Source organism: Pseudomonas urethralis (genome assembly GCF_021602465.1).
In the GTDB taxonomy this organism is placed as follows: Bacteria; Pseudomonadota; Gammaproteobacteria; order Pseudomonadales; family Pseudomonadaceae; genus Aquipseudomonas; species Aquipseudomonas vlassakiae.
In genome coordinates, this window is sequence record NZ_BQIJ01000011.1 from 93,295 (window position 1) to 114,105 (window position 20,811).

The window sequence follows — 20,811 nt, forward strand, 5'->3', positions numbered from 1 at the left end:
GTTAAAGAGTCTCGGATCCGGTCAGGCGCAGGAGGGTCTTGCGCAGGATGGGGCTGTCGGCCTGGGCTTCGAAGCCCTTGGCCCAGACCTGGCGGGCTTCGCGGCGCTTGCCGTTGGTCCACAGGACTTCGCCCAGGTGAGCGGCCACTTCGTGGTCGGGGAAGCGGGCAAAGGCCTGGCGCAGGTAGTTTTCAGCCTCTTCGAGGTGGCCCAGGCGATAGTTGATCCAGCCCATGCTGTCGAGCACGGCCGGGTCGTCCGGGGTCAGCTGGTGGGCCTTGTCGATCAGTGCCTTCGCTTCGTCGTAGCGGGTGGTGCGGTCGGCCAGGGTGTAGCCGAGGGCGTTCAGCGCCATGGCGTTATCCGGCTCGCGGGCGATGATGGCGCGCAGGTCCTTTTCCATCAGCGGCAGGTCATTGCGCTTTTCGGCGAGCATGGCGCGGGTATAAAGGAGGTTGAGGTCGTCCGGGTAGCGCTTGAGGGCTTGCTGCAGCACCTGGTCGGCCTGGGCGTCCTTGTTGTTGTTGCTGTAGCTTTCCGATTCGATCAGGTACAGCTGCACCGCGTAGTCCGGCTGCGCTTCGCGGGCCTCGGCGAGCAGGCGCGAAGCCTCGGTGCCGCGGCCGTTGGCGATCAGGATGTCGGCCTGGCGCAGTTGCGCCGGCAGGTAATCCGGGCCGTTGCCGACCAGGGCGTATTCGCGCAGGGCGCCGGCCGGGTCATGGCGCTCTTCGGCGATGCGGCCCAGGTTGAGGCGGGCGGCGTCGACGTTGCTGTCGCGCTCGATCAGCTCGCGCAGGTAGACCTCGGCCTCGTCCCAGTCCTTCATTTCCAGGCACACCAAGGCCAGGGAGTAACGCGCTTCGTCATCATCCGGATACTGCTGGACCAGGCTGAGGAATTCGGCCTTGGCGTCGGCCATGCGGTCCTGTTCGACCAAGGTGCGCGCATAGGTCAGGCGCAGGCGCTTGTCATCGGGGTTGTCACGAATTGCCCCGCGCAGCAACGGCAGCGCCTCCGGCCCACGGTCCAGGGCCTGGAGCAGGCGGGCGCGCAACAGGATCGGGGCGATTTCGCCATTCTGCGCCGGGTGCGCTTCGAGCAGGTCGAGGGCTTGCTGGGCCTTGCCGTCCTGGTTCAGCAGCAGCGCCTTGCCGAATACCAACTGGCTGTTGTCCGGGTATTTGACCAGCAGGCGGTCGAAGCTCTGCATCAGGCCGTCGCGGGTGCTCTGGTCGGTTTCGGCGGCGGACAGGGCGAGGAAGTCGAAGTGGGTGTCACCCTGGCCTTGCAGCACCTTCTCCATATAGGTCATGGAGTCGTCGTAGCGGCCAGCGCGGGCCAGCTGAATGGCGGCGGCGCGCTGGGCGTCGAGGTTCTCAGGGTCGTTCTTGGCCCAGATCAGTGCGCTGTCCAACGCCGGTTCGTCGGCGCCGAGGTATTCGGCAATCCGGTAGGCGCGCTCGGAAACGCCCGGGTCCTGGGTCTTCTCGGCCTGGTCGGCGTAGTTGGCCAGGGCGATGTCGAAGCGGTTGCGCTGCCCGGCAAGTTCGGCCACCAGCAGGCTATAAAGGGTGTCTTGCGTGAACGACCCATACACCACGGGCTTCTTCGCCTCGGCCTCGGCGGCGGGAGGCTCGGCCTTTTGCGGGGCCAGGCTCTGGCAGCCCTGGAGCAGGGCGAAGGCAAGCAGCAGTGCGTAGGGTCTGTTCATAGAGAGGCTTAAAAAGACTAACCGGCGGTCGGAGCATGATGACACAAGCGCGAGGGCAAACCCACCTGCGAAGGTCGTGGTTTACAGCTTGGGTGGCGCTAGGTCGGACAGCGGGGGTAGGTGAGAGGTTCGATGGGGCAGATCGCCCCGTTGAGTCGGTTATTGAGTTGGAAACAGGAAGTGGGAAAGCACGAGCGCAGAGAGCAGCGTCAGATGCAAGGCCAGCAGGGAATGAAGAATGCGTCGATGCTTTGGGGGGAAAGCCTTGACGTCCTCCGCGTTAACGAGTCCTCGCCATATGAACAGTTTGGGGATTGCCAATACTACTGATATGGAGCCAGTGCGGATTAACTTTCCTGGCAGGCCAGCGTGCTTGTAGATGTTTCTGTTGTCTATGACGTATTTGCAATTTGGTAGAAGCGACTCAAAAAACTCGGTGTGCTTATGAGCAACGTAGCACTGTGCTAAGAGTGTGAGTGCCATGGGCATAATTATTAAAGCTCCTACTATTCCTGGATCAATGGTGGTGTTCACTTCAGGCTTTCTCGATATAGGAAATCGCCGAAGGATTTGCCCTTTTCTCCAGCGTAATCACCTGCATATTTTCCTCCTATGGCACCTCCCACAACCGCACAAGTAAGTGCACCTGTCCCGCCACTGGCAATGCCCAGAGCTGCGCACACCGCAGGGCCAATATAAGCACCTGCATAACCTCCAGCGCTAGCGCCTACTAAACCACCAACCAAAGATGCAGTCTCGACGAACTGCGCTCTGCTGCATTCGTCCTCTCTTCCGACGGTACAGGCTTTCTGAATCTCGAGTCCCGTAGCTCCCACTCCGAGTGCTACGCCGATATAGCTGCCATTCTTGATCAGGCGCGCAGCTTTGCCCACCCCGGCAACCTTATCCGCATACCCCGCAATTTCCCCTGAGTTCAAGTAGCTTTTCGTGGAGATACCAAGCGTTCTCTTGATAGACCCTTTGTTTCGCAAGCTGGCACCAAACGCCGCCATTTTGTTCAACTGCTCATCCAGCCTGGCGAAGAGTGTCGCACGCTTGGCATAGAACTGATCGCGAGCCTTGAGCGTCCCTGAACTCATGTGCGCCTGATACAGCATTTCAATTTCCAGTAATGTGCCCTGAATAGCCTCCAGGTGCCTGCTCCAGCCATCGCTGACCACGCCTGCGCCCGTGGCGGCATGGGTGAGCAGACTTTTGAGTAATTCGAAATTATCCAGAAAAAACTCATCGGCACCTTGCCCGCTGCGCATCAGCCCCATATGCGTCTGGGTAGCCTTCGCCATCAGATACGCCTCCTGGCTGGTACACGAAGGCGTCGACCAGTCGCTGACAATGACCAGTTCTCCGCTCCTGACCACATTGTTGTAGATGTGAGCATTCAGAACATCGAACTTGCTAGCCGAATGCCCGCTAAGCGCAAGGCCTGCCTTGAGTGTGTGGTAGTTCTGCATTTTGGGGTTGATGAACGCGCGGGCTTCGGTCATGGCATCTTCCTTATGCGTGTTTCTTGTTGCCGATGCGGTCCCAGCCGCCAGCGATGTTGCCGCCGCCGGATCCGTCGATGCGTTTCTGCTGGGTATAGGTGGTCTTGATTCGGCCGTAGTCGAGTTGCACTACTTCGATCGGTACGCCATCGGCAGCGCTTTGTGTGTAATCGGCAATGATCACTTCTTCGAGAATGATTTCGTAGTACTTGAGCTTGTCGCCGCCCGCGCGACACAGTGCGAGTTTTACTTCCTTGAGATGCAAGCCTGCACAACTGGCCTCCATCAATTTGCAGCTGGCACTGTCGAGAAGTTTGGTGAATCTGAAGTTGCTGACGGCGGTGCGGCCCGAGGTAGCGCCGCCGGCGGAACTGGCAGTGGCTGAGGTGCTTTGGCTGACGCCAAAGTCGTAGCCGGTGACTTCAATCCATTTGTTGTATTTTTCATCCAGGGCTTCACCTGGGATTTTGTCGATTTGTATATATGCGTCAAATGCCATGCTTACCTCTCCTTGGCAATCAGTCAGGGGAATGAATGACTGGCTGGGAACTTGCCCGGTCAGTGATTGGCAAGGCTAGGCAGCAATATCGGGGAAGGCAACAGAGGGACATCTATTTGGGAAAAGGACTACAAAATTGTGGATAACTTCGGTCTGAAAGTGTCGAGAAGTTTTATTGAAAAGTGTTTTTTGTAGGAATTATTACCCGTCGACTGTGCAGTCGCTCGGGTGAGCAGCCTGGTGAGGGGGCTTGAGAAATCGGCTTTGCCTGCTCCGGCCTCTTCGCGGGCATGTCGGGTCGCCGCACCGCCGCTCCCACAGGTTTCGTGCTTGCCTCGGCCGTCGGCAGGGGCTCCTCGGGGCCAGGCCTATCACGACAATAGCGAACGGTGGTTGTTCTAGAACCTGCGAAAGAGGACAATTATCGGCTTCTCGTCACAACCAGCGATCTTGCATGGCCTTTCTTGCACTTGGTATCAACCATAAGACTGCCTCGGTAGACGTACGCGAGCGCGTGGCGTTTACCCCGGAGCAGCTGGTAGACGCCCTGCAGCAGCTCTGCCGACTGACCGCCAGCCGTGAGGCGGCGATCCTGTCGACCTGCAACCGTAGCGAGCTTTATATAGAGCAGGACCACCTGTCCGCCGATGCCGTGCTGCAATGGCTGGCCGAGTATCACCGGCTGAGCCTGGACGAACTGCGCGCCAGCGCCTACGTCCACGAAGAACACGATGCGGTAAGGCACATGATGCGGGTCGCCTCCGGGCTCGATTCGCTGGTGCTCGGCGAACCGCAGATCCTCGGCCAGATGAAGTCTGCCTATGCGGTGGCGCGTGAGGCCGGCACCATCGGCCCGTTGCTCGGGCGCCTGTTCCAGGCCACCTTCAGCGCCGCCAAGCAGGTGCGCACCGACACCGCGATCGGCGAAAACCCGGTTTCCGTGGCATTCGCTGCGGTCAGCCTGGCCAAGCAGATCTTCAGCGACCTGGGCCGCAGCCAGGCCCTGCTGATCGGTGCCGGCGAAACCATCACCCTGGTCGCCCGTCACCTGCATGAACAAGGTGTGCGCCGCATCGTCGTGGCCAACCGCACCCTGGAGCGGGCCAGCATCCTCGCCGAGCAGTTCGGTGCCCATGCCGTGCTGCTGGCCGACATCCCGCAGGAGCTGGCCAACAGCGATATCGTCATCAGCTCCACCGCCAGCCAGTTGCCGATCCTCGGCAAGGGCGCGGTGGAAAGCGCGCTGAAGCAGCGCCGGCACAAACCGATCTTCATGGTCGATATCGCCGTCCCGCGTGACATCGAGCCGCAAGTGAGCGAACTCGACGACGTCTATCTGTACACCGTCGATGACCTGCACGAAGTGGTCGCGGAAAACCTCAAGAGCCGCCAGGGTGCAGCCCAGGCCGCCGAAGAGCTGGTTTCGGTGGGCGCAGAAGACTTCATGCTGCGCCTGCGCGAACTGGCCGCGGTCGATGTGCTGCGCGCCTACCGCCAGCAAAGCGAGCGCCTGCGCGACGAAGAACTGCAAAAGGCCCAGCGCCTGCTGGCCAATGGCGGCAACCCCGAAGAAGTATTGGCGCAACTGGCCCGGGGCCTGACCAACAAACTCCTGCATGCCCCCAGCGTGCAGTTGAAAAAGCTCTCGGCCGAGGGCCGCCTCGATGCGCTGGCCATGGCCCAGGAACTCTTTGCCCTCAACGAGGGCTCGACGGACAAATCCCCGCAATGAAAGCGTCGCTGCTGAACAAACTGGAGATTCTCCAGGACCGCTTCGAGGAACTCACCGCGCTGCTCGGTGACGCCGAAGTGATTTCCGACCAGACCCGCTTCCGCGCCTATTCCCGCGAATATGCCGAAGTCGAGCCGGTTCATGCCGCCTACAAGGAATGGCGCAAGGTGCAGGACGACCTTGAAGGCGCCCAGGCGCTGCTCAAGGACGCTGACCCCGACCTGCGCGAGATGGCCGTCGAAGAAGTGCGCGAAGCCAAGGAGCAGCTGGTCGAACTGGAGTCCAACCTGCAGCGCATGCTGCTACCCAAGGACCCCAACGATGGCCGCAACGTATTCCTCGAGATCCGTGCCGGCACGGGCGGTGACGAAGCGGCGATCTTCTCTGGCGACCTGTTCCGCATGTACTCGCGCTACGCCGAGAAGCGCGGCTGGCGCCTGGAGATCCTCTCCGAGAACGAAGGCGAGCACGGCGGTTACAAAGAGATCATTGCCCGTGTCGAAGGCGACAACGTGTACGGCAAGCTCAAGTTCGAGTCTGGCGCGCACCGTGTCCAGCGGGTGCCGGAAACCGAATCCCAGGGCCGTATCCACACCTCGGCCTGCACCGTGGCCGTGCTGCCCGAGCCCGACGAGCAAGCGGCGATCGAGATCAACCCGGCCGACCTGCGGGTCGATACCTACCGTGCCTCGGGTGCCGGTGGTCAGCATGTGAACAAGACCGACTCGGCGATCCGCATCACCCACTTGCCCACCGGCATCGTGGTCGAGTGCCAGGAAGAGCGTTCGCAACACAAGAACCGCGCCCGCGCCATGTCCTGGCTGTCGGCCAAGCTCAATGACATGCAGACCAGTGCCGCGCAGAACGCCATCGCCAGCGAGCGCAAGCTGCTGGTCGGCTCCGGTGACCGCTCCGAACGCATCCGTACCTACAATTACCCACAGGGGCGGGTGACCGATCACCGCATCAACCTGACCCTGTACTCCCTCGACGACATCCTTGCCGGTGGCGTGGAGGCCGTCATCGAACCGCTGTTGGCCGAGTACCAGGCCGACCAGCTGGCTGCCCTGGGGGACTGATGACCATCATTGCCAGCCTCCTGCGCAACGCGCAGCTGCCGGACTCGCCCAGCGAACGCCTGGACGCCGAACTGCTGCTCGCCGCTGCCATCGGCAAGTCGCGCAGCTTCCTGCACACCTGGCCCGAGCGCATCGTCAGCAGCGAAGATGCCGAGACCTACGCCAGCTACCTGCAGCGCCGCCGGGCCGGTGAGCCGGTGGCCTACATCCTCGGGCAGCAAGGCTTCTGGAAGCTCGACCTGGAAGTGGCACCGCATACGCTGATTCCGCGCCCGGATACCGAGCTGCTGGTCGAAACCGCCCTGGAGCTGCAGCCCGCATCGCCTGCCAAGGTCCTCGACCTGGGCACCGGCACTGGCGCCATCGCCCTGGCCCTGGCCAGCGATTGCCCGGCCTGGCAGGTTACGGCGGTGGACCGCGTCGAAGAGGCCGTGGCCTTGGCCGAGCGTAATCGCCAACGGCTGGGCCTGGGTAACGTCCGGGTGCTGGTCAGCCACTGGTTTGGCAGCCTCGCCGGGCAGCGTTTCGACCTGATTCTCAGCAACCCGCCCTACATCCGTGCCGAAGACCCGCACCTGGTCGAGGGCGACGTGCGTTTCGAGCCCAGCAGTGCGCTGGTGGCCGGTAGCGATGGCCTTGATGACCTGCGGGTGATCGTCGCCCAGGCGCCTGAGCACCTGGTGCCGGGTGGCTGGCTGCTGCTCGAGCACGGTTACGACCAAGCGACGGACGTGCGTGCCCTGTTGACCGCACAAGGCTTCACCGAGGTGGCCAGCCGCAAGGACCTGGGCGGCCATGAGCGTATTTCACTGGGGCGTCTGGCATGTTGAGCGATCAGGAACTGTTGCGTTACAGCCGGCAGATCCTGCTGGCCCAAGTCGACATCGACGGCCAACTGCGGCTCAAGCGCAGCAAGGCATTGATCGTCGGTCTCGGTGGCCTCGGCTCGCCAGTGGCGTTGTACCTGGCGGCTGCGGGCGTGGGTGAGCTGCACCTGGCCGACTTCGACACCGTCGACCTGACCAACCTGCAACGCCAGGTCATCCATGACAGCGACAGCGTCGGCATGAGCAAAGTGGATTCGGCGCTGCAGCGGCTGCAGGCGATCAACCCTGAGATCGCGCTGGTCGCCCACCGCCAGGCACTGGACCAAGACTCCCTGGCCGCGGCGGTGGCTGCGGTCGACCTGGTGCTGGACTGCTCCGACAACTTCGGCACCCGCGAGGCGGTCAATGCGGCCTGCTTCGCAGCGGGTAAACCCCTGGTGAGTGGCGCGGCGATCCGACTGGAAGGCCAGTTGTCGGTGTTCGACCCGCGTCGTGACTACAGCCCTTGCTACCACTGCCTGTACGGCCACGGCAGCGAAGATGAGCTGACCTGCAGCGAAGCCGGCGTGATCGGCCCGCTGGTGGGACTGGTAGGTAGCCTGCAGGCGCTGGAAGCGATGAAACTGCTGGCCGGCTTCGGTGAACCGCTGATAGGCCGCCTGCTGTTGATCGATGCCCTCGGCACGCGCCTGCGTGAATTGCGGGTCAAGCGTGACCCGGCTTGTGCCGTGTGTGGCAAGCGCGATGGCTGATCGCTCGGCGCCGGTCGGCGTGATGGACTCGGGGGTCGGCGGTTTGTCGGTGCTCGCCGAAATCCAGCGCCTGTTGCCCAACGAGTCGCTGCTCTACGTGGGCGATTGCGGTCATGTGCCTTATGGCGAAAAGTCTGCGGACTACATCCGCCAGCGCTGCCGGCGCATCGCCGAGTTCTTCCAGGCGCAAGGTGCCAAGGCAATGGTCCTGGCCTGCAATACCGCGACCGTGGCTGCGGTCGGCGACCTGCGCGAGCTGTACCCCGACTGGCCCTTGGTCGGCATGGAGCCGGCGGTCAAGCCTGCTGCCGCCGCCACCCGCTCGGGCGTGGTCGGCGTGCTGGCCACCACCGGCACCTTGCAGAGCGCCAAGTTTGCCGCCTTGCTCGATCGTTTCGCCAACGACGTGCAAGTGGTCACCCAACCCTGCCCGGGGCTGGTCGAGCTGATCGAAACCGGTGACCTCGGCAGCCCGCAGCTGCGCCAGTTGCTGCTGGGGTATGTGCAGCCGCTGCTGGCCGCTGGCTGCGATACCTTGATCCTCGGCTGCACCCATTACCCGTTCCTGCGTTCGTTGCTGGCGCAGATGGTGCCCGCCGATGTGGCCATCATCGATACCGGCGCCGCCGTGGCGCGCCAACTGCAACGCCTGCTGGCCGCACGCGATCTGCTGGCGGCGGGGCCGGCGCGTGATGCGGCATTCTGGACCAGTGGCGAACCGCAGGCCCTGAGTAACATCCTGCCAGTGCTGTGGCATAAGTCGGACGTTGTGCAACGCTTTCAGTTGTAAAAAAAATGTGAAAACAGCTGAACTATCGTTGCCTTGCTGATTTCTACCGATTTGCCTGACACAAGGCGAACACTAATAACAGCATCAGGAAAGGATGTTTTTCATGAGGAAGCTGATCGGTTTGGCGGCCGCTGCCGCGTTTACCCTGGGGCATGTGGTGGCAGCGCAAGCAGCCGATGTATCGTTTTCGGTGGGACAGACCGGTGATTCCACCATGGTTTACCGACTGGGCCTGCAGTCCAACTGGGATGCGAGCTGGTGGCAGACCAGCGTCGGCCGGCTGACGGGCTATTGGGACGGCGCGTACACCTACTGGGAGGGCGACGAGACGTCGAGCAACCATAGCCTTTCGTTTGCCCCCGTGTTCGTTTACGAGTTCGCCGGGAATTCGGTGAAACCGTATATTGAAGCGGGGATTGGTGTGGCGGCATTTGCCCATACCGAACTCGAGAGCAACAAGTTAGGTTCGGCGTTCCAGTTCGAAGACCGAATTGGCTTCGGCCTGCGTTTTGCCGGTGGGCATGAGGTCGGGGTAAGGGCGATCCACTATTCCAATGCGGGGATCCAGACCCCTAACGATGGTGTCGAGAGCTACAGCCTGCATTACCGCATGGCGCTCTGATGATTGCTGTACCGGCCTCTTCGCGTGCTTGGCCGCGATGAGGCCGGGCCTGAAAAACGCACCTTAGCGGGATAACGGCCACAGGCTGCTGATATCCAGCACTTCCAGCACCAGCTCCGGTTCCCGCAACGCTAAACGAGCGATCAGTTCATCTGCCGCACTGTGCGGCGTCCAGGCATCCGGAACCGCCTGCACGGAGGTCACCGGCGTTTTCAGCGACTGCGGTGCCACCACGGTCATGTCAACCCCCAGCCCTTTCAACGCCTGGCGCTGCTCACGCGACCACTGTGGCAGATTGTTCCAGCCCGCCGAAACCTGGGTCGGCGAGTAGAGCTGCAAGGCCGAATAACGATTGAAAATCGCCATGACCTGCGGCTGATGCCCCTTTGCCAGCAACGGCTGTGCACTGGCCAGGCAATGTTCGACAGCCAGCTGGTTGTCAGTGACTATGGCCTCGAATACATCGCTGTCCGCCACGTCATCGGCCAGGTAATCACTGGCCCCACCGTTGATGATCAAAACGTCCAGCGAACACCAGGCATGGCATATCTGTTCTGCCGCCCTGGCGGCCGTGCCGTCTTCATGCAGTTGCCAAGGCAGGCGCAACAGCCGGCCACCATGGCGCACGGCCAGTGCGTCCAGTTCCTCGCTGCCTTTGCCACTTGCGGCAACCCGGTGCCCTTGCTCGAGCAACCGCTCCACCAAGGCCAGACCCAGTCCGTTGCTGGCCCCCGTAACCCAGAAACTACGCGAGTAATTCAAGATGCTGCCCTCTGATCCTGCCGGCGTGGTAGGCCCTTGAAGGCTTCCAGTGCACGCTGGCGACTGCTGCCGAGATCGACAATCGGACTGTGATACGAATTATTAGCAAAAAGATCCGCTGACTTCACGGGCTGATGGATGGATTTTTCGTCCAGCCCGCGCAATTCCGGGAGCCAGTAGCGAATGAAGCGGCCTTCGGGGTCGAACCGCTGCGACTGGGAAACCGGGTTGAAGATGCGGAAATAGGGCACTGCGTCGGTGCCGGTGGAGGCACTCCATTGCCAGCCGCCATTGTTGGCGGCCAGATCACCGTCTATCAGATGGCGCATGAAGTGCCGTTCGCCCAGGCGCCAGTCGATCAGCAGGTTCTTGCTCAGGAACATCGCGACGATCATGCGCAGGCGGTTGTGCATCCAGCCGGTGTGCAGCAGTTGGCGCATGGCCGCGTCAATGATCGGGAAGCCGGTACGCCCCTCCTGCCAGGCCTTGAAATCGTCTGGCGCATCTCGCCAGGGCAGGGCTTCGGTCTGGGGGCGGAAGGCACGATGCCTGGAGACCTGTGGGTAACCCGTCAGGATGTGCTTGTAGAACTCGCGCCAGAGTAATTCGTTGATCCACGTCTGCACGCCGCTGCTGCCACTGTCGAGCTCGCCGCGGTTGCTGGCCAGGGCAGCGTGCAGGCATTGGCGGGGCGAGATCACGCCAGCAGCCAGGTAGGCAGAAAGTTGGCTGGTGCCAGGTTTGGCCGGGAGGTCGCGCAGGTGCGCATAGTCTTCGACCGTTTCATCGATAAAGCGGGCAAGCCGCGCCTGCGCCTGGTCTTCACCGGCGGGCCAGTAATCACTCAGCGCAACGGCGGGCTTGTCGAAGCCATCGATATGCTGTGGGATCGGGTCGCTGGCGATATCCAGTGGCTGCTGGCGCTTCACCCGCGGGGCCAGTTTCGGCAGGCTGCGGTGCAGGTGTTCCAGGCAGACCTTCTTGAACTGGGAGAAGACCTGGAAGTAGTCACCGTTGCGAGTCACGATGGTGCCCGGGCGGAAGAACAGCTGGTCCAGGTAGCTGTGAGCGCGCACGCCGGCATCCGCAAGCAGTTTGCGCGTGGCTGCATCACGCCGCTCCTCGTTGATGCCGTATTCGTCGTTCCAGTGCACCGCTTCGATGTTGTGCCGCCGGCACACGTCGAGCAGGGTTGCCGGCGCCTGGTCCCATGTGTCGATCTTGCGCACCAGCAGTGGAATGTTCAGTTGCTCCAGTGCCTGGCGCAGCCGGCGCAGGTTGCGCAGCCAGAAGTCGACCTTGCAGGCCGCGTCGTCGTGGGCCTGCCATTGGCCGGGGCTGGCCAGCCACAAGGCCACGGTCGGGCCGCGTTCGCAGGCGACGCTGAGGGCGGAGTTGTCGTCGATGCGCAGGTCGCTGCGCAGCCAGATCAGTTGCATGGGACACTCGTCTCTACAGGCAGGCGCACATTGCCTTGCAGCACACGCAATGCCGCCTGCGGGGTATCGAACAGGAAAAGGTCGGGCAGATCGAAAGCGTTCAGCTCGGCTTGGTGCAGGGCGAGGGTGGCGCCGCCCAGCAGCTTGGTCACGCCGATGCCCTGCAAGGTCCGCTGCAAGGTGCTGGCATCGATGCGTGGGCCAAGGTGCATCAGCACGGCCCGAGGTTGCAGGGTGGTCACGGCCCGTTGCAGCTGCGCGCCGCCCACCGGTTGTTCAAACACCTCTACGGGAATGCCGTTGCTGCTTAGCAGCCAGGCGCATAGCCACAGGCTTGGGTCGAACGGGCGCTCGTTGTCTTCGCAGAGCAGCACGGCCGGCCCCTGCAACGATTGATTGTCGTGATACACCCGAGCCCCTAGCTTGCTGCGTAGCCAGGTATGGAAAAACACCTGTTCTAGGCGCGCGTTGAAGTGGCTGCGCCAGCGCACCGCGAGGGATGCCAGCAGCGGCAGCAGCAACTGTTCGCACAGCGTCACGGCAGGGTACAACGCCATCACCTGGTTCAGTTGCTGGTCGAGACTGCGTTGGGAAAGGTGGGCAATGGCTTCGATCAACTGCAGCTGGCGCGGCTGCCAGTCGCCCATCGGCGCACGCTCCACCGGTTGATCGAGCAGCTCACGAACCTGGCCGACCGAAGCACCGCGTTCAAGCCAGCCGAGTATCGCCTGGACCCGTTCGAGCTGGTCTTGCCCATACAAACGATGGCCTTTGGCGGTGCGTTGCGGCTTGAGCAAGCCATAGCGACGCTCCCAGGCGCGCAAGGTGACCGGGTTGACGCCGGTGCGCCGGGCCAGCTCGCCAATCGGCACAAGCGTTTCAGACGGCATTGCGCAGCCCCAGGCTGTCGGGGTGGGGCTGCAGGTATGTCTGTTGTTGCAGGTAAGGATCGGGATGTTTGCGCAGGTGATGCTTGAGCAGCGTCAGTGGCACCACCAGCGGTACTTCACCTTGCTGGTACTGGCCGATGAGGTGCTGCAGCTCGGCTTTGTCCTGCTGTGTCAGCGAGTCCTTGAAGTAGCCGCTCAGGTGCTGCAGGACATTGCCGTGGGTACCCCGGCTGGCGCAACGCCGCAGCGCTTGCATCAGCTGGCTGAAGTAGCGAGGCCCGATCTGCTCGGGGTCATCCTCCCGACTCATGCTGCCCAGCAGGCGGCCGAGCTGGCGATAGGCCTGGGGATTGTTGGCCATCAGCAGGTACTTGTAGCGTGAATGGAAACGCACCAGGGCGCCACGGCTCAACCCTTGCGCCAGCAATTGCTGCCAGTCGGCGTAGGCGTAGACGCGGCTGATGAAATTTTCGCGCAGCACCGGATCGTGCAGGCGTCCTTCCTCCTCGACCGGCAAGTCCGGGCGACGGGCGCAGAAGGCAGCGGCATAGGCCCCCATGCCGCCTTGCGGCGCAGGATAACCGTTTTCCTGATAGACCTTGACCCGCTCCAGGCCGCAGGAGGGGGACTTCTGCATGAAGATGTAGCCACAGATGTCATCGAGCTCATCGGCCATCTGTTCGCCGTAGTTGCGCAGGGGGGCGGTCAGGTCGGTCTCCGGGTTGCGCGTGCCGACCACGGCGGGTCGCGAGGGGTCGCCGACCAGGCGGATCGGGTCGCGTGGCACGCCCAGGCCGATGGCGACTTCAGGGCATACCGGCAGCCAATCGAAGTGCGCTTGCAGTTGTTCACGGCACAGGTCGGAAGCCTTGTGCCCGCCGTTGTAGCGCACGCTATGGCCGGTCAGGCAGGCGCTGATGGCGATACGAGGCTTATGTGCGGGTGCAGGATCTGGCATGGCTGTCTCCGAAAACTTGTACAAGGAATCTATCACGTACAAGTTAATTCCAGCACAGCCAGAAAGTTATGCAAACTAGTATTTTTGTATAGCGCTGCCGCGCGACGTTAATCCAGGTGCTCCAACAGCCGCCGCGCAGCTTCCTGGCCACTGAGCCAGGCGCCTTCGACACGGCCTGACAGGCACCAGTCGCCACAGGCATAGAGGCCTTGGTCGGCATCGGCCAGCGCCCCCCATTCGTGATTGCTGGTTGGCCGCGCATACAGCCAGCGGTGGGCCAGGGCGAAGCTCGGGGCCGGGACCACGCAGCCGATCAGCTCGGCGAATTCACCCCACAGGTGCTCGATCACTTCTTCCTTGGCCAGGTCGATGTGCTGCCTGCTCCAGTCGGATGTGGCATGCAGCACCCAGGTATCGAGGTGTTCTTCGCGGCCGGGTTTGCTGCGGTTGCGGGCCAGCCAGTCGAGCGCGCTGCCTTGCACGAAGCAGCCTTGCATCGGCGTCTCCAGTGGTGCCTGGAAGGCCAGGGCGACGGCCCAGGTCGGTTCCATCTGCACCCCGGCTGCCACGGCCGCGAGCTTCGGCGTGGCGGCCAGCAATTGAGTGGCCTGGGGCGCGGGTACGGCGATCACCACGCGGCTGAACGGGCCATGGCTGCACCCTTCGGTGTCCTGCAGGTGCCAGAATTGCTTGCCGCGGAACACTTCGGCGATACGGCAGCCGAAGTTCACCGTGACGTCCTTGAGCAGGCCGCGGGTGATGGCGCTCATGCGCGGCACGCCCACCCAACGGGTCTGTTCGTCGGGAGACGGGGTCAGTTCACCGTCCCGGTAGTTGTACAGCTGAGGCTTCCACTGCGCGGCCCAGCCGGCGGCGACCCACTGCTGCACCTGCTCGACGAAGCGCCGGTCACGGGCGGTGAAATATTGCGCACCCAGGTCCAGTGCGCCGGCTTCGCTGCGCTTGCTGGCCATGCGCCCGCCGCTGCCATGGCCTTTATCGAACAAGTGAACGGACTGCCCGGCCTTCTGCAGGGCCTGGGCGGCGGACAGGCCGGCGATACTGGCACCGATGATGGCAATAGGTACTGTCATGATGGCCTCTTCGAACCTTGCTGTAGGCAGACTACGCTGTCAGGTAAACCTGTACAATGCACAATCTTTGTATAAGGTTATTCCGCTTCATAGGCAACTTGGCCTATGGTTATCCGAGAGCGATAGGTCTGGAAAAGTGCCTTGTTCTTAAAAATAGACCATGGCCGCACGCTGCGAGGACACAGCCATGCATATATTGCTGACAGGTGGTACCGGGTTGATCGGCCAGCACCTTTGCCAGTACTGGCTGGGCAAGGGGCATCGCCTGACCGTGTGGAGTCGGCGCCCTGAACACGTCTCGCGATTGTGTGGCAGCGGGGTGCGCGGCATTGGCCGGCTGGAGGATCTGGGCCCTGATGAGCAGGTGGATGCAGTGGTCAATCTGGCCGGTGCGCCGATCGCCGATTGGCCCTGGTCGGCCGCGCGCCGCAACCTGCTGTGGGCCAGTCGCATCACCCTCACCGAGCAGCTGCTGGCCTGGCTGGGCAACCGTGAACAGCGCCCGGAGGTGCTGATTTCCGGTTCCGCCGTAGGCTGGTACGGCGATGGCGGCGAACGCGAACTGACCGAGGCCTCACCGCCGGTTCGCGAGGACTTCGCCAGCCAGCTGTGCATCGCCTGGGAAGAAACCGCCCAGCGCGCACAGCAGCTTGGCATTCGCGTGGTGCTGGTGCGCACCGGGCTGGTACTGGCCAGCGACGGTGGTTTCCTGTCGCGCTTGCGCTTGCCGTTCAAGCTGGGGCTGGGCGGGCCGTTGGGGAATGGCCGGCAGTGGATGCCGTGGGTGCATATCGACGACCAGATCGCCCTGATAGATTTTCTCTTGCAGCACAAGGATACCAGCGGTCCCTATAATGCCTGCGCGCCAGAGCCGGTCCGCAACCGCGATTTCGCCAAGGCGCTGGGGCGTGCGCTGCATCGGCCTGCATTCATGCCGATGCCCGGCTTGCTGCTCAAGGCCGGTCTCGGCGAGCTGTCGACCTTGCTGCTCGGCGGCCAGCGAGCGCGCCCGGTGCGCTTGCTGGCGGCAGGCTTCACGTTCCGCTTCAACGATCTGCAATCGGCCCTGGGCAACTTGTCCAGCCGCCTCTGACAAAGGACGCTGCATGACCGATCACGCTCTACTGCTGGTTAACCTGGGTTCGCCGGCCTCCACCTCGGTGGCCGATGTGCGCCGCTACCTCAACCAGTTCCTCATGGACCCCTACGTGATCGACTTGCCCTGGCCGGTGCGACGCCTGCTGGTGTCGCTGATCCTGATCAAGCGCCCGGAGCAGTCGGCGCACGCCTACGCCTCGATCTGGTGGGATGAAGGCTCGCCACTGGTGGTCCTGACCCGTCGCTTGCAGGCGGCGATGGTCGAACACTGGCCACACGGGCCGGTGGAAATCGCCATGCGCTACGGTGAGCCGGCGTTGCCGGAGGTGCTGGCGCGTCTGGCTGCACAAGGTGTGCGCCAAGTGACCTTGGCGCCGCTTTATCCGCAGTTCGCCGACAGCACGGTCACCACCGTGGTGGAACAGGCAAAGCAGACGTTGGCCGAGCGCCAGTTGCCGTTGCAGTTGCGCGTGCTGAAGCCGTTCTATGACCATCCTGAGTACATCAACGCGTTGGTCGCCAGCGCCCGGCCTTACCTCGAGCAGGACTACGATCATCTGTTGCTGAGTTTCCATGGCTTGCCGGAGCGGCACCTGAAGAAGCTGTACCCGACCGGCAAGCACGATCTGCGTTCAGCCGACTGCTGCCGCGATGCCAGCGCCGAAGTGCGTGCCGTGTGTTACCGCGGGCAGTGCCTGGCTACGGCCAAGGCCTTCGCGGCGAAGATGGGTATTCCGGATGGCAAGTGGTCGGTGTCGTTCCAGTCGCGGTTGGGGCGTGACAAGTGGATCGAGCCCTACACCGAGACGCGCCTGGACGAGCTGGCCAAAGCCGGGGTGAAGAAGCTGCTGGTGATGTGCCCGGCGTTCGTTGCCGATTGCATCGAGACGCTGGAAGAGATCGGCATGCGTGGCAGCGAGCAGTTTGTCGAAGCGGGCGGCAAGGAGCTGGTGCTGGTGCCATGCCTGAATGATCACCCGGAGTGGGTGAGGGTGTTGGCGGGGATGTGCGAAAAGGCCTGAATCGGGGGGGCCGCCCTGCGGCCCCCTGGTGGCACAAGAGCGCCCCTACACATCCAGCTTCTTGTGCTTCCAGCCGTCATTGCCCGGCAGGATCAGGTTCAGCGCGATGGCCACGAGGGCACACAGCGCAATACCCTTCAGGCCCCAGTCATCCGGGCCGTCGCCGCTGCCGATCAGCACGCCGCCGATACCGAACACCAGGGTCACTGAAACGATCACCAGGTTGCGCGCTTCGGCCAGGTCGATCTTGTGGCGGATCATGGTGTTCATGCCCACCGCCGCGATCGAACCGAACAGCAGGCACAGAATGCCGCCCATTACCGGCACCGGGATGCTCTGCAGCAGCGCGCCGAACTTGCCGATGAAAGCCAGGGTGATGGCAAAGACTGCCGCCCAGGTCATGATCTTCGGGTTGTAGTTCTTGGTCAGCATCACCGCACCGGTCACTTCGGCGTAGGTGGTGTTGGGCGGGCCGCCGAACAGGCCGGCTGCGGTGGTGGCCAGGCCGTCACCCAACAGGGTGCGGTGCAGGCCGGGTTTCTTCAGGTAGTCGCGGCCGGTCACACTGCCGACTGCGATCACCCCGCCAATGTGCTCGATCGCCGGCGCCAGGGCGACCGGCACGATGAACAGAATTGCCTGCCAGTTGAAGGCCGGTGCGGTGAAGTTGGGGATTTCCAGCCACGGCGCGGCGGCGATCCTGGCGGTGTCGACCACGCCAAAGGCGAACGACAGGGCAAAGCCCACCAGCACGCCGGCAATGATCGGTACCAGGCGGAAGATGCCCTTGCCGAACACCGCGACGATCAGCGTCGTCAGCAGCGCAGGCATGGAGATCAGCATCGCGGTCTTGTACGGCAGCAGTACGCTGCCGTCACCGGCCTTGCCCATCGCCATGTTGGCGGCGATCGGGGCCATGGCCAGGCCGATGGAAATGATCACCGGGCCGATGACGACAGGGGGCAGCATGCGGTCGATGAAACCGGTGCCCTTGATCTTCACCATCAAGCCCATGAAGGTGTACACGAAGCCTGCGGCCATCACGCCGCCCATGGTCTCGGCCAGGCCGAACTGGCCCTTGGCGAGGATGATCGGGGTGATGAAGGCAAAGCTCGATGCCAGGAATACCGGTACCTGACGGCCGGTGACCAGTTGGAACAGCAGGGTACCGATGCCGGCGGTGAACAATGCCACGTTGGGGTCGAGGCCGGTGATCAGCGGCATCAGCACCAGCGCGCCGAATGCCACGAAGAGCATCTGCGCGCCCGAGACGACCTGGCGCCAGAGCGGGTCGTTGAAGCCGTCCTGCATGGTCAGGCGTCCTTCTGCTTGGTGCCGAAGATCTTGTCACCGGCATCGCCCAGGCCTGGGACGATGTAACCATGCTCGTTCAGGCGCTGGTCGATCGAAGCGGTGTAGATCTGCACGTCCGGGTGGGCTTTCTCCACCACTTCGATACCTTCCGGCGCGGCGACCAGCACCATGGCGCGGATCTCCTTGCAGCCGGCCTTTTTCAGCAGGTCGATGGTGGCCACCATCGAACCGCCGGTCGCCAGCATCGGGTCGATGATCAGGGCCAGGCGCTGGTTGATGTCTGGCGCGAGCTTTTCCAGGTAGGTGTGTGCTTCGAGGGTTTCTTCGTTGCGGGCGACACCCACGGCGCTGACCTTGGCGCCCGGGATCAGGCTGAGTACGCCGTCGAGCATGCCGATGCCGGCGCGCAGGATCGGTACCACGGTGATCTTCTTGCCGGCGATTTTTTCAACTTGTACCTTGCCGCACCAGCCCTCGATCTCGTAGCTTTCGAGGGGCAGGTCCTGGGTGGCTTCGTAGGTCAGGAGGGCGCCGACTTCCTGGGCGAGTTCGCGAAAATTCTTGGTGCTGATGTCGGCACGGCGCATCAGGCCGAGCTTGTGGCGGATCAGCGGATGGCGGATCTCACGAGTAGGCATAGGGGGCTCCGAAAGGCGGGCAAAAAAACCGCGCTAGATTAATCTATTCAGCCTTTGCTGTCGTGTAGTCCTTTTGCACGTTAGTCCATAAATGCTTGATCTGTGACGAGCGGATGCGTACCTTTGCCCGCTTTTCCAAAATGCACCCCTGGAGCGCGCCATGTCCGCCGATCTCGAGCACATCCGTCAAGTCATGCGCGAGGCAGACTGCCTTTACCACGAAGCTGAAGTCGAAGCGGCCATCGCCAAAGTCGGCGAGCAGATCTGCAAGGACCTGCACGACACCAACCCAGTGGTGTTCTGCGTGATGAACGGCGGCCTGATCTTTGCTGGCAAACTGCTGACTCACCTGCAGTTCCCGCTGGAGGTCTCGTACATCCATGCCACCCGTTACCGTAACCAGACCAGTGGTGGCGAGTTGTTCTGGAAGGCCAAGCCGGAAGTGTCGTTCATCGACCGTGACGTGCTGATCGTCGACGACATCCTCGATGAAGGCCACACCCTCAGCGCCATCATTGAATTCTGCAAGCATGCCGGCGCGCGCGCGGTGCACACTGCGGTGCTGATCGACAAGGACCACGACCGCAAGGCCAGCCCAGGCCTGAAAGCCAGTTATGCCGGCCTGCCGTGCATTGATCGCTATATCTTTGGTTACGGAATGGACTATAAAGGCTACTGGCGTAACGCTAACGGCATTTTCGCGGTCAAGGGACTGTAACCATGAGCCAGCCTGCATTCATCGACCAAACGTTGCTTACCGGGCTGGCGCAAAAAGCCGCCGATGCGCCGCGCCTGCGGCACCATCACAACTTCCATGAGATGGCAGACCCTTGCCACCGCCTGGCGATCGGCTTGCAACCCTCGACCTACATCGCGCCGCACCGGCACCTGAGCGACGACAAGGCTGAAACCATGCTGGTGCTCAAGGGCCGGCTCGGTCTGTTGCTGTTCGATGAACAGGGCGCGCTGACCGGCACCCGCATCCTCGAAGCGGGTGGCGAGTGCATGGGGGTAGACCTGCCGCCGGGCGTCTACCATGGTCTGGTGGCGCTCGACCCCAACACCATCATGTTCGAATGCAAGGCCGGCCCTTACCGCCAGTTGGTCGAGGGTGAGCATGCCGCCTGGGCGCCACGTGAAGGTGAACCCGGCGCGGCTGAATACCAAGCCTGGATGCTCGCGCAGTTCGATTGAGTTCTGCTGTTGCCCGCGTGCTAGAGTGCGCCTTCATGCCAAGGAGCCTCACATGCGTGCGATTCTTCCCCTGCTGCTGGCGGTGAGCCTGCCTCTCGCCGCCGCGCCGCTGCACAGCCAGTTCCTCCCGCCCGATGACCAGTCCCTGCGCCAGGAAGCGCCGACCGGCCAACAGTTGCTGCAAGTAACCGACTACTCGGTGGTGGTGGGAGCACAGCGCCAGTCCGACCAGCAGCCGATCCCGATCACGGCTTCGCTGCAGATGCGCCTGAAGGGCAAACCGCTGAGCAAGGGCGCGACCATCAGCCAGGTGTTGCTCAACTTCGATGGCGAGGCGGGCAAAAGCCTGAAGAAGCCAGTGTTCGACGAAAAGTCGCGAACCTTGAGCCTGAATTACCCGGTTAGCGATTACCGGGTGATCATGGACCTGCTGCGTAACGAGACCGTCTATGTGCAGTTCCTGACCTACGCCAACGGCCACATCTGGGCCGACCTGCACACCGGTACCGTACGTTCGCGTTGAGGCGTGCTGGCAGTGGGGGGTAAACTGCCGGCCTTCGAAATTCCTTGATGGTCAGTTGGAGCCGGCAATGCGCAAAGACAAGAAGCAGGTGATTGGTGACGAAATCAGCGACGACTACATCAAGTCGTTCCTACAGTTTGAGCCGGCCGATGGCGTAACCTCGCCTTCGCACCACAAGCTGATCAAAGGCTACCGCGGCCTGCGTGTCGATGACTTCGAGCGCTTCGTGGGCTTCTTCGTCGAGGCGGGCCTGGACCTGGATGGCAAGGACGAGCACGGCAAGACCTTCGTCGAGGTGATCGCCGACCAGCGCAATGCGCCGGAGTACATCGAGATCATCGCCAAGGCCCGCGGCTGAT

General features: G+C 62.6%; 22 protein-coding genes. 12 read left to right on the top strand and 10 right to left on the bottom strand.

Annotation, left to right across the window (positions count from 1 at the left end; all coding sequences use genetic code 11):
- Position 1 precedes the first annotated feature (1 nt).
- From L6D64_RS18330 to L6D64_RS18340, 3 genes are all read right to left on the bottom strand, one after another.
- Entirely contained in the window at positions 2-1,714 is a 1,713-nt protein-coding gene (locus L6D64_RS18330) for a tetratricopeptide repeat protein (RefSeq protein ID WP_176506876.1), read from the bottom strand.
- 530 nt (positions 1,715-2,244) lie between these two features.
- Positions 2,245-3,219 carry a hypothetical protein gene (locus L6D64_RS18335; RefSeq protein WP_176506875.1) on the bottom strand — a complete coding sequence of 325 codons (975 nt, stop codon included), beginning with the start codon at positions 3,217-3,219 and terminating at the stop codon, positions 2,245-2,247.
- 10 nt (positions 3,220-3,229) lie between these two features.
- Positions 3,230-3,718 carry an Hcp family type VI secretion system effector gene (locus tag L6D64_RS18340; protein WP_176506874.1) on the bottom strand — a complete coding sequence of 163 codons (489 nt, stop codon included), beginning with the start codon at positions 3,716-3,718 and terminating at the stop codon, positions 3,230-3,232.
- 454 nt (positions 3,719-4,172) lie between these two features.
- Here L6D64_RS18340 and hemA point away from each other — a divergent pair, with 454 nt between their 5' ends.
- The 6 genes from hemA (at position 4,173) to L6D64_RS18370 (ending at position 9,520) form a co-directional block, all read left to right on the top strand.
- The gene (gene hemA / locus L6D64_RS18345) at positions 4,173-5,450 is read left to right on the top strand and encodes a glutamyl-tRNA reductase (protein ID WP_176506873.1); all 1,278 of its coding nucleotides are present in this window, start codon (positions 4,173-4,175) and stop codon (positions 5,448-5,450) included.
- The gene (gene prfA / locus L6D64_RS18350; protein ID WP_054887462.1) at positions 5,447-6,529 is read left to right on the top strand and encodes a peptide chain release factor 1; all 1,083 of its coding nucleotides are present in this window, start codon (positions 5,447-5,449) and stop codon (positions 6,527-6,529) included. The genes hemA and prfA overlap by 4 nt, the downstream gene beginning before the upstream one ends.
- A complete protein-coding gene (gene prmC, locus L6D64_RS18355) occupies positions 6,529-7,359 on the top strand; it encodes a peptide chain release factor N(5)-glutamine methyltransferase (RefSeq protein WP_176506872.1) in 831 nt (276 codons plus the stop codon). Before prfA ends, prmC begins: the two co-directional genes overlap by 1 nt.
- Complete coding sequence (locus tag L6D64_RS18360) at positions 7,353-8,108, top strand: molybdopterin-synthase adenylyltransferase MoeB (protein WP_054887464.1); 756 nt, start codon at positions 7,353-7,355, stop codon at positions 8,106-8,108. Before prmC ends, L6D64_RS18360 begins: the two co-directional genes overlap by 7 nt.
- Positions 8,101-8,898 carry a glutamate racemase gene (gene murI / locus L6D64_RS18365; protein WP_176506871.1) on the top strand — a complete coding sequence of 266 codons (798 nt, stop codon included), beginning with the start codon at positions 8,101-8,103 and terminating at the stop codon, positions 8,896-8,898. Before L6D64_RS18360 ends, murI begins: the two co-directional genes overlap by 8 nt.
- A 103-nt stretch (positions 8,899-9,001) precedes the next feature.
- Positions 9,002-9,520 (top strand): acyloxyacyl hydrolase, encoded by a 519-nt coding sequence (locus tag L6D64_RS18370; protein WP_054887466.1) that lies wholly within the window; start codon positions 9,002-9,004, stop codon positions 9,518-9,520.
- A gap of 63 nt (positions 9,521-9,583) precedes the next feature.
- Here L6D64_RS18370 and L6D64_RS18375 read toward each other — a convergent pair whose 3' ends face one another.
- From L6D64_RS18375 to L6D64_RS18395, 5 genes are all read right to left on the bottom strand, one after another.
- Positions 9,584-10,282, bottom strand: a complete 699-nt coding sequence (locus tag L6D64_RS18375) for an SDR family oxidoreductase (RefSeq protein ID WP_176506870.1) — start codon at positions 10,280-10,282, stop codon at positions 9,584-9,586.
- Positions 10,279-11,721, bottom strand: coding sequence for a deoxyribodipyrimidine photo-lyase (phrB, locus tag L6D64_RS18380; RefSeq protein ID WP_176506869.1), 1,443 nt, complete (start codon positions 11,719-11,721; stop codon positions 10,279-10,281). Before phrB ends, L6D64_RS18375 begins: the two co-directional genes overlap by 4 nt.
- A complete protein-coding gene (locus L6D64_RS18385; RefSeq protein ID WP_176506868.1) occupies positions 11,712-12,611 on the bottom strand; it encodes a MerR family transcriptional regulator in 900 nt (299 codons plus the stop codon). The genes phrB and L6D64_RS18385 overlap by 10 nt, the downstream gene beginning before the upstream one ends.
- The gene (locus L6D64_RS18390) at positions 12,601-13,569 is read right to left on the bottom strand and encodes a YbgA family protein (RefSeq protein ID WP_176506867.1); all 969 of its coding nucleotides are present in this window, start codon (positions 13,567-13,569) and stop codon (positions 12,601-12,603) included. The genes L6D64_RS18385 and L6D64_RS18390 overlap by 11 nt, the downstream gene beginning before the upstream one ends.
- 107 nt (positions 13,570-13,676) lie before the next feature.
- Entirely contained in the window at positions 13,677-14,663 is a 987-nt protein-coding gene (locus tag L6D64_RS18395) for an NAD(P)/FAD-dependent oxidoreductase (protein WP_176506866.1), read from the bottom strand.
- A gap of 187 nt (positions 14,664-14,850) precedes the next feature.
- On the opposite strand from L6D64_RS18395, the gene L6D64_RS18400 reads away from it, so the two are divergent.
- Positions 14,851-15,756, top strand: a complete 906-nt coding sequence (locus L6D64_RS18400) for a TIGR01777 family oxidoreductase (RefSeq protein WP_176506865.1) — start codon at positions 14,851-14,853, stop codon at positions 15,754-15,756.
- A 13-nt stretch (positions 15,757-15,769) separates the two neighbouring features.
- Complete coding sequence (gene hemH / locus L6D64_RS18405) at positions 15,770-16,783, top strand: ferrochelatase (protein WP_176506864.1); 1,014 nt, start codon at positions 15,770-15,772, stop codon at positions 16,781-16,783.
- Between the two features lie 45 nt (positions 16,784-16,828).
- On the opposite strand, the gene L6D64_RS18410 is transcribed toward hemH, so the two are convergent.
- Both L6D64_RS18410 and upp read right to left on the bottom strand, forming a co-directional pair.
- Entirely contained in the window at positions 16,829-18,094 is a 1,266-nt protein-coding gene (locus L6D64_RS18410) for a uracil-xanthine permease family protein (RefSeq protein WP_176506863.1), read from the bottom strand.
- A gap of 2 nt (positions 18,095-18,096) precedes the next feature.
- Complete coding sequence (gene upp, locus L6D64_RS18415) at positions 18,097-18,735, bottom strand: uracil phosphoribosyltransferase (RefSeq protein ID WP_176506862.1); 639 nt, start codon at positions 18,733-18,735, stop codon at positions 18,097-18,099.
- Between the two features lie 160 nt (positions 18,736-18,895).
- Here upp and L6D64_RS18420 point away from each other — a divergent pair, with 160 nt between their 5' ends.
- The 4 genes from L6D64_RS18420 (at position 18,896) to L6D64_RS18435 (ending at position 20,810) form a co-directional block, all read left to right on the top strand.
- On the top strand, positions 18,896-19,453 hold the full coding sequence (locus L6D64_RS18420; protein ID WP_176506861.1) for a hypoxanthine-guanine phosphoribosyltransferase: 558 nt from the start codon (positions 18,896-18,898) through the stop codon (positions 19,451-19,453).
- Positions 19,454-19,455: 2 nt separating this feature from the next.
- Entirely contained in the window at positions 19,456-19,929 is a 474-nt protein-coding gene (locus L6D64_RS18425) for a WbuC family cupin fold metalloprotein (RefSeq protein ID WP_054887477.1), read from the top strand.
- A 52-nt stretch (positions 19,930-19,981) separates the two neighbouring features.
- A complete protein-coding gene (locus tag L6D64_RS18430) occupies positions 19,982-20,452 on the top strand; it encodes a hypothetical protein (protein WP_176506860.1) in 471 nt (156 codons plus the stop codon).
- A 67-nt stretch (positions 20,453-20,519) separates the two neighbouring features.
- Entirely contained in the window at positions 20,520-20,810 is a 291-nt protein-coding gene (locus tag L6D64_RS18435; RefSeq protein WP_176506859.1) for a PA4642 family protein, read from the top strand.
- Position 20,811 lies beyond the last annotated feature (1 nt).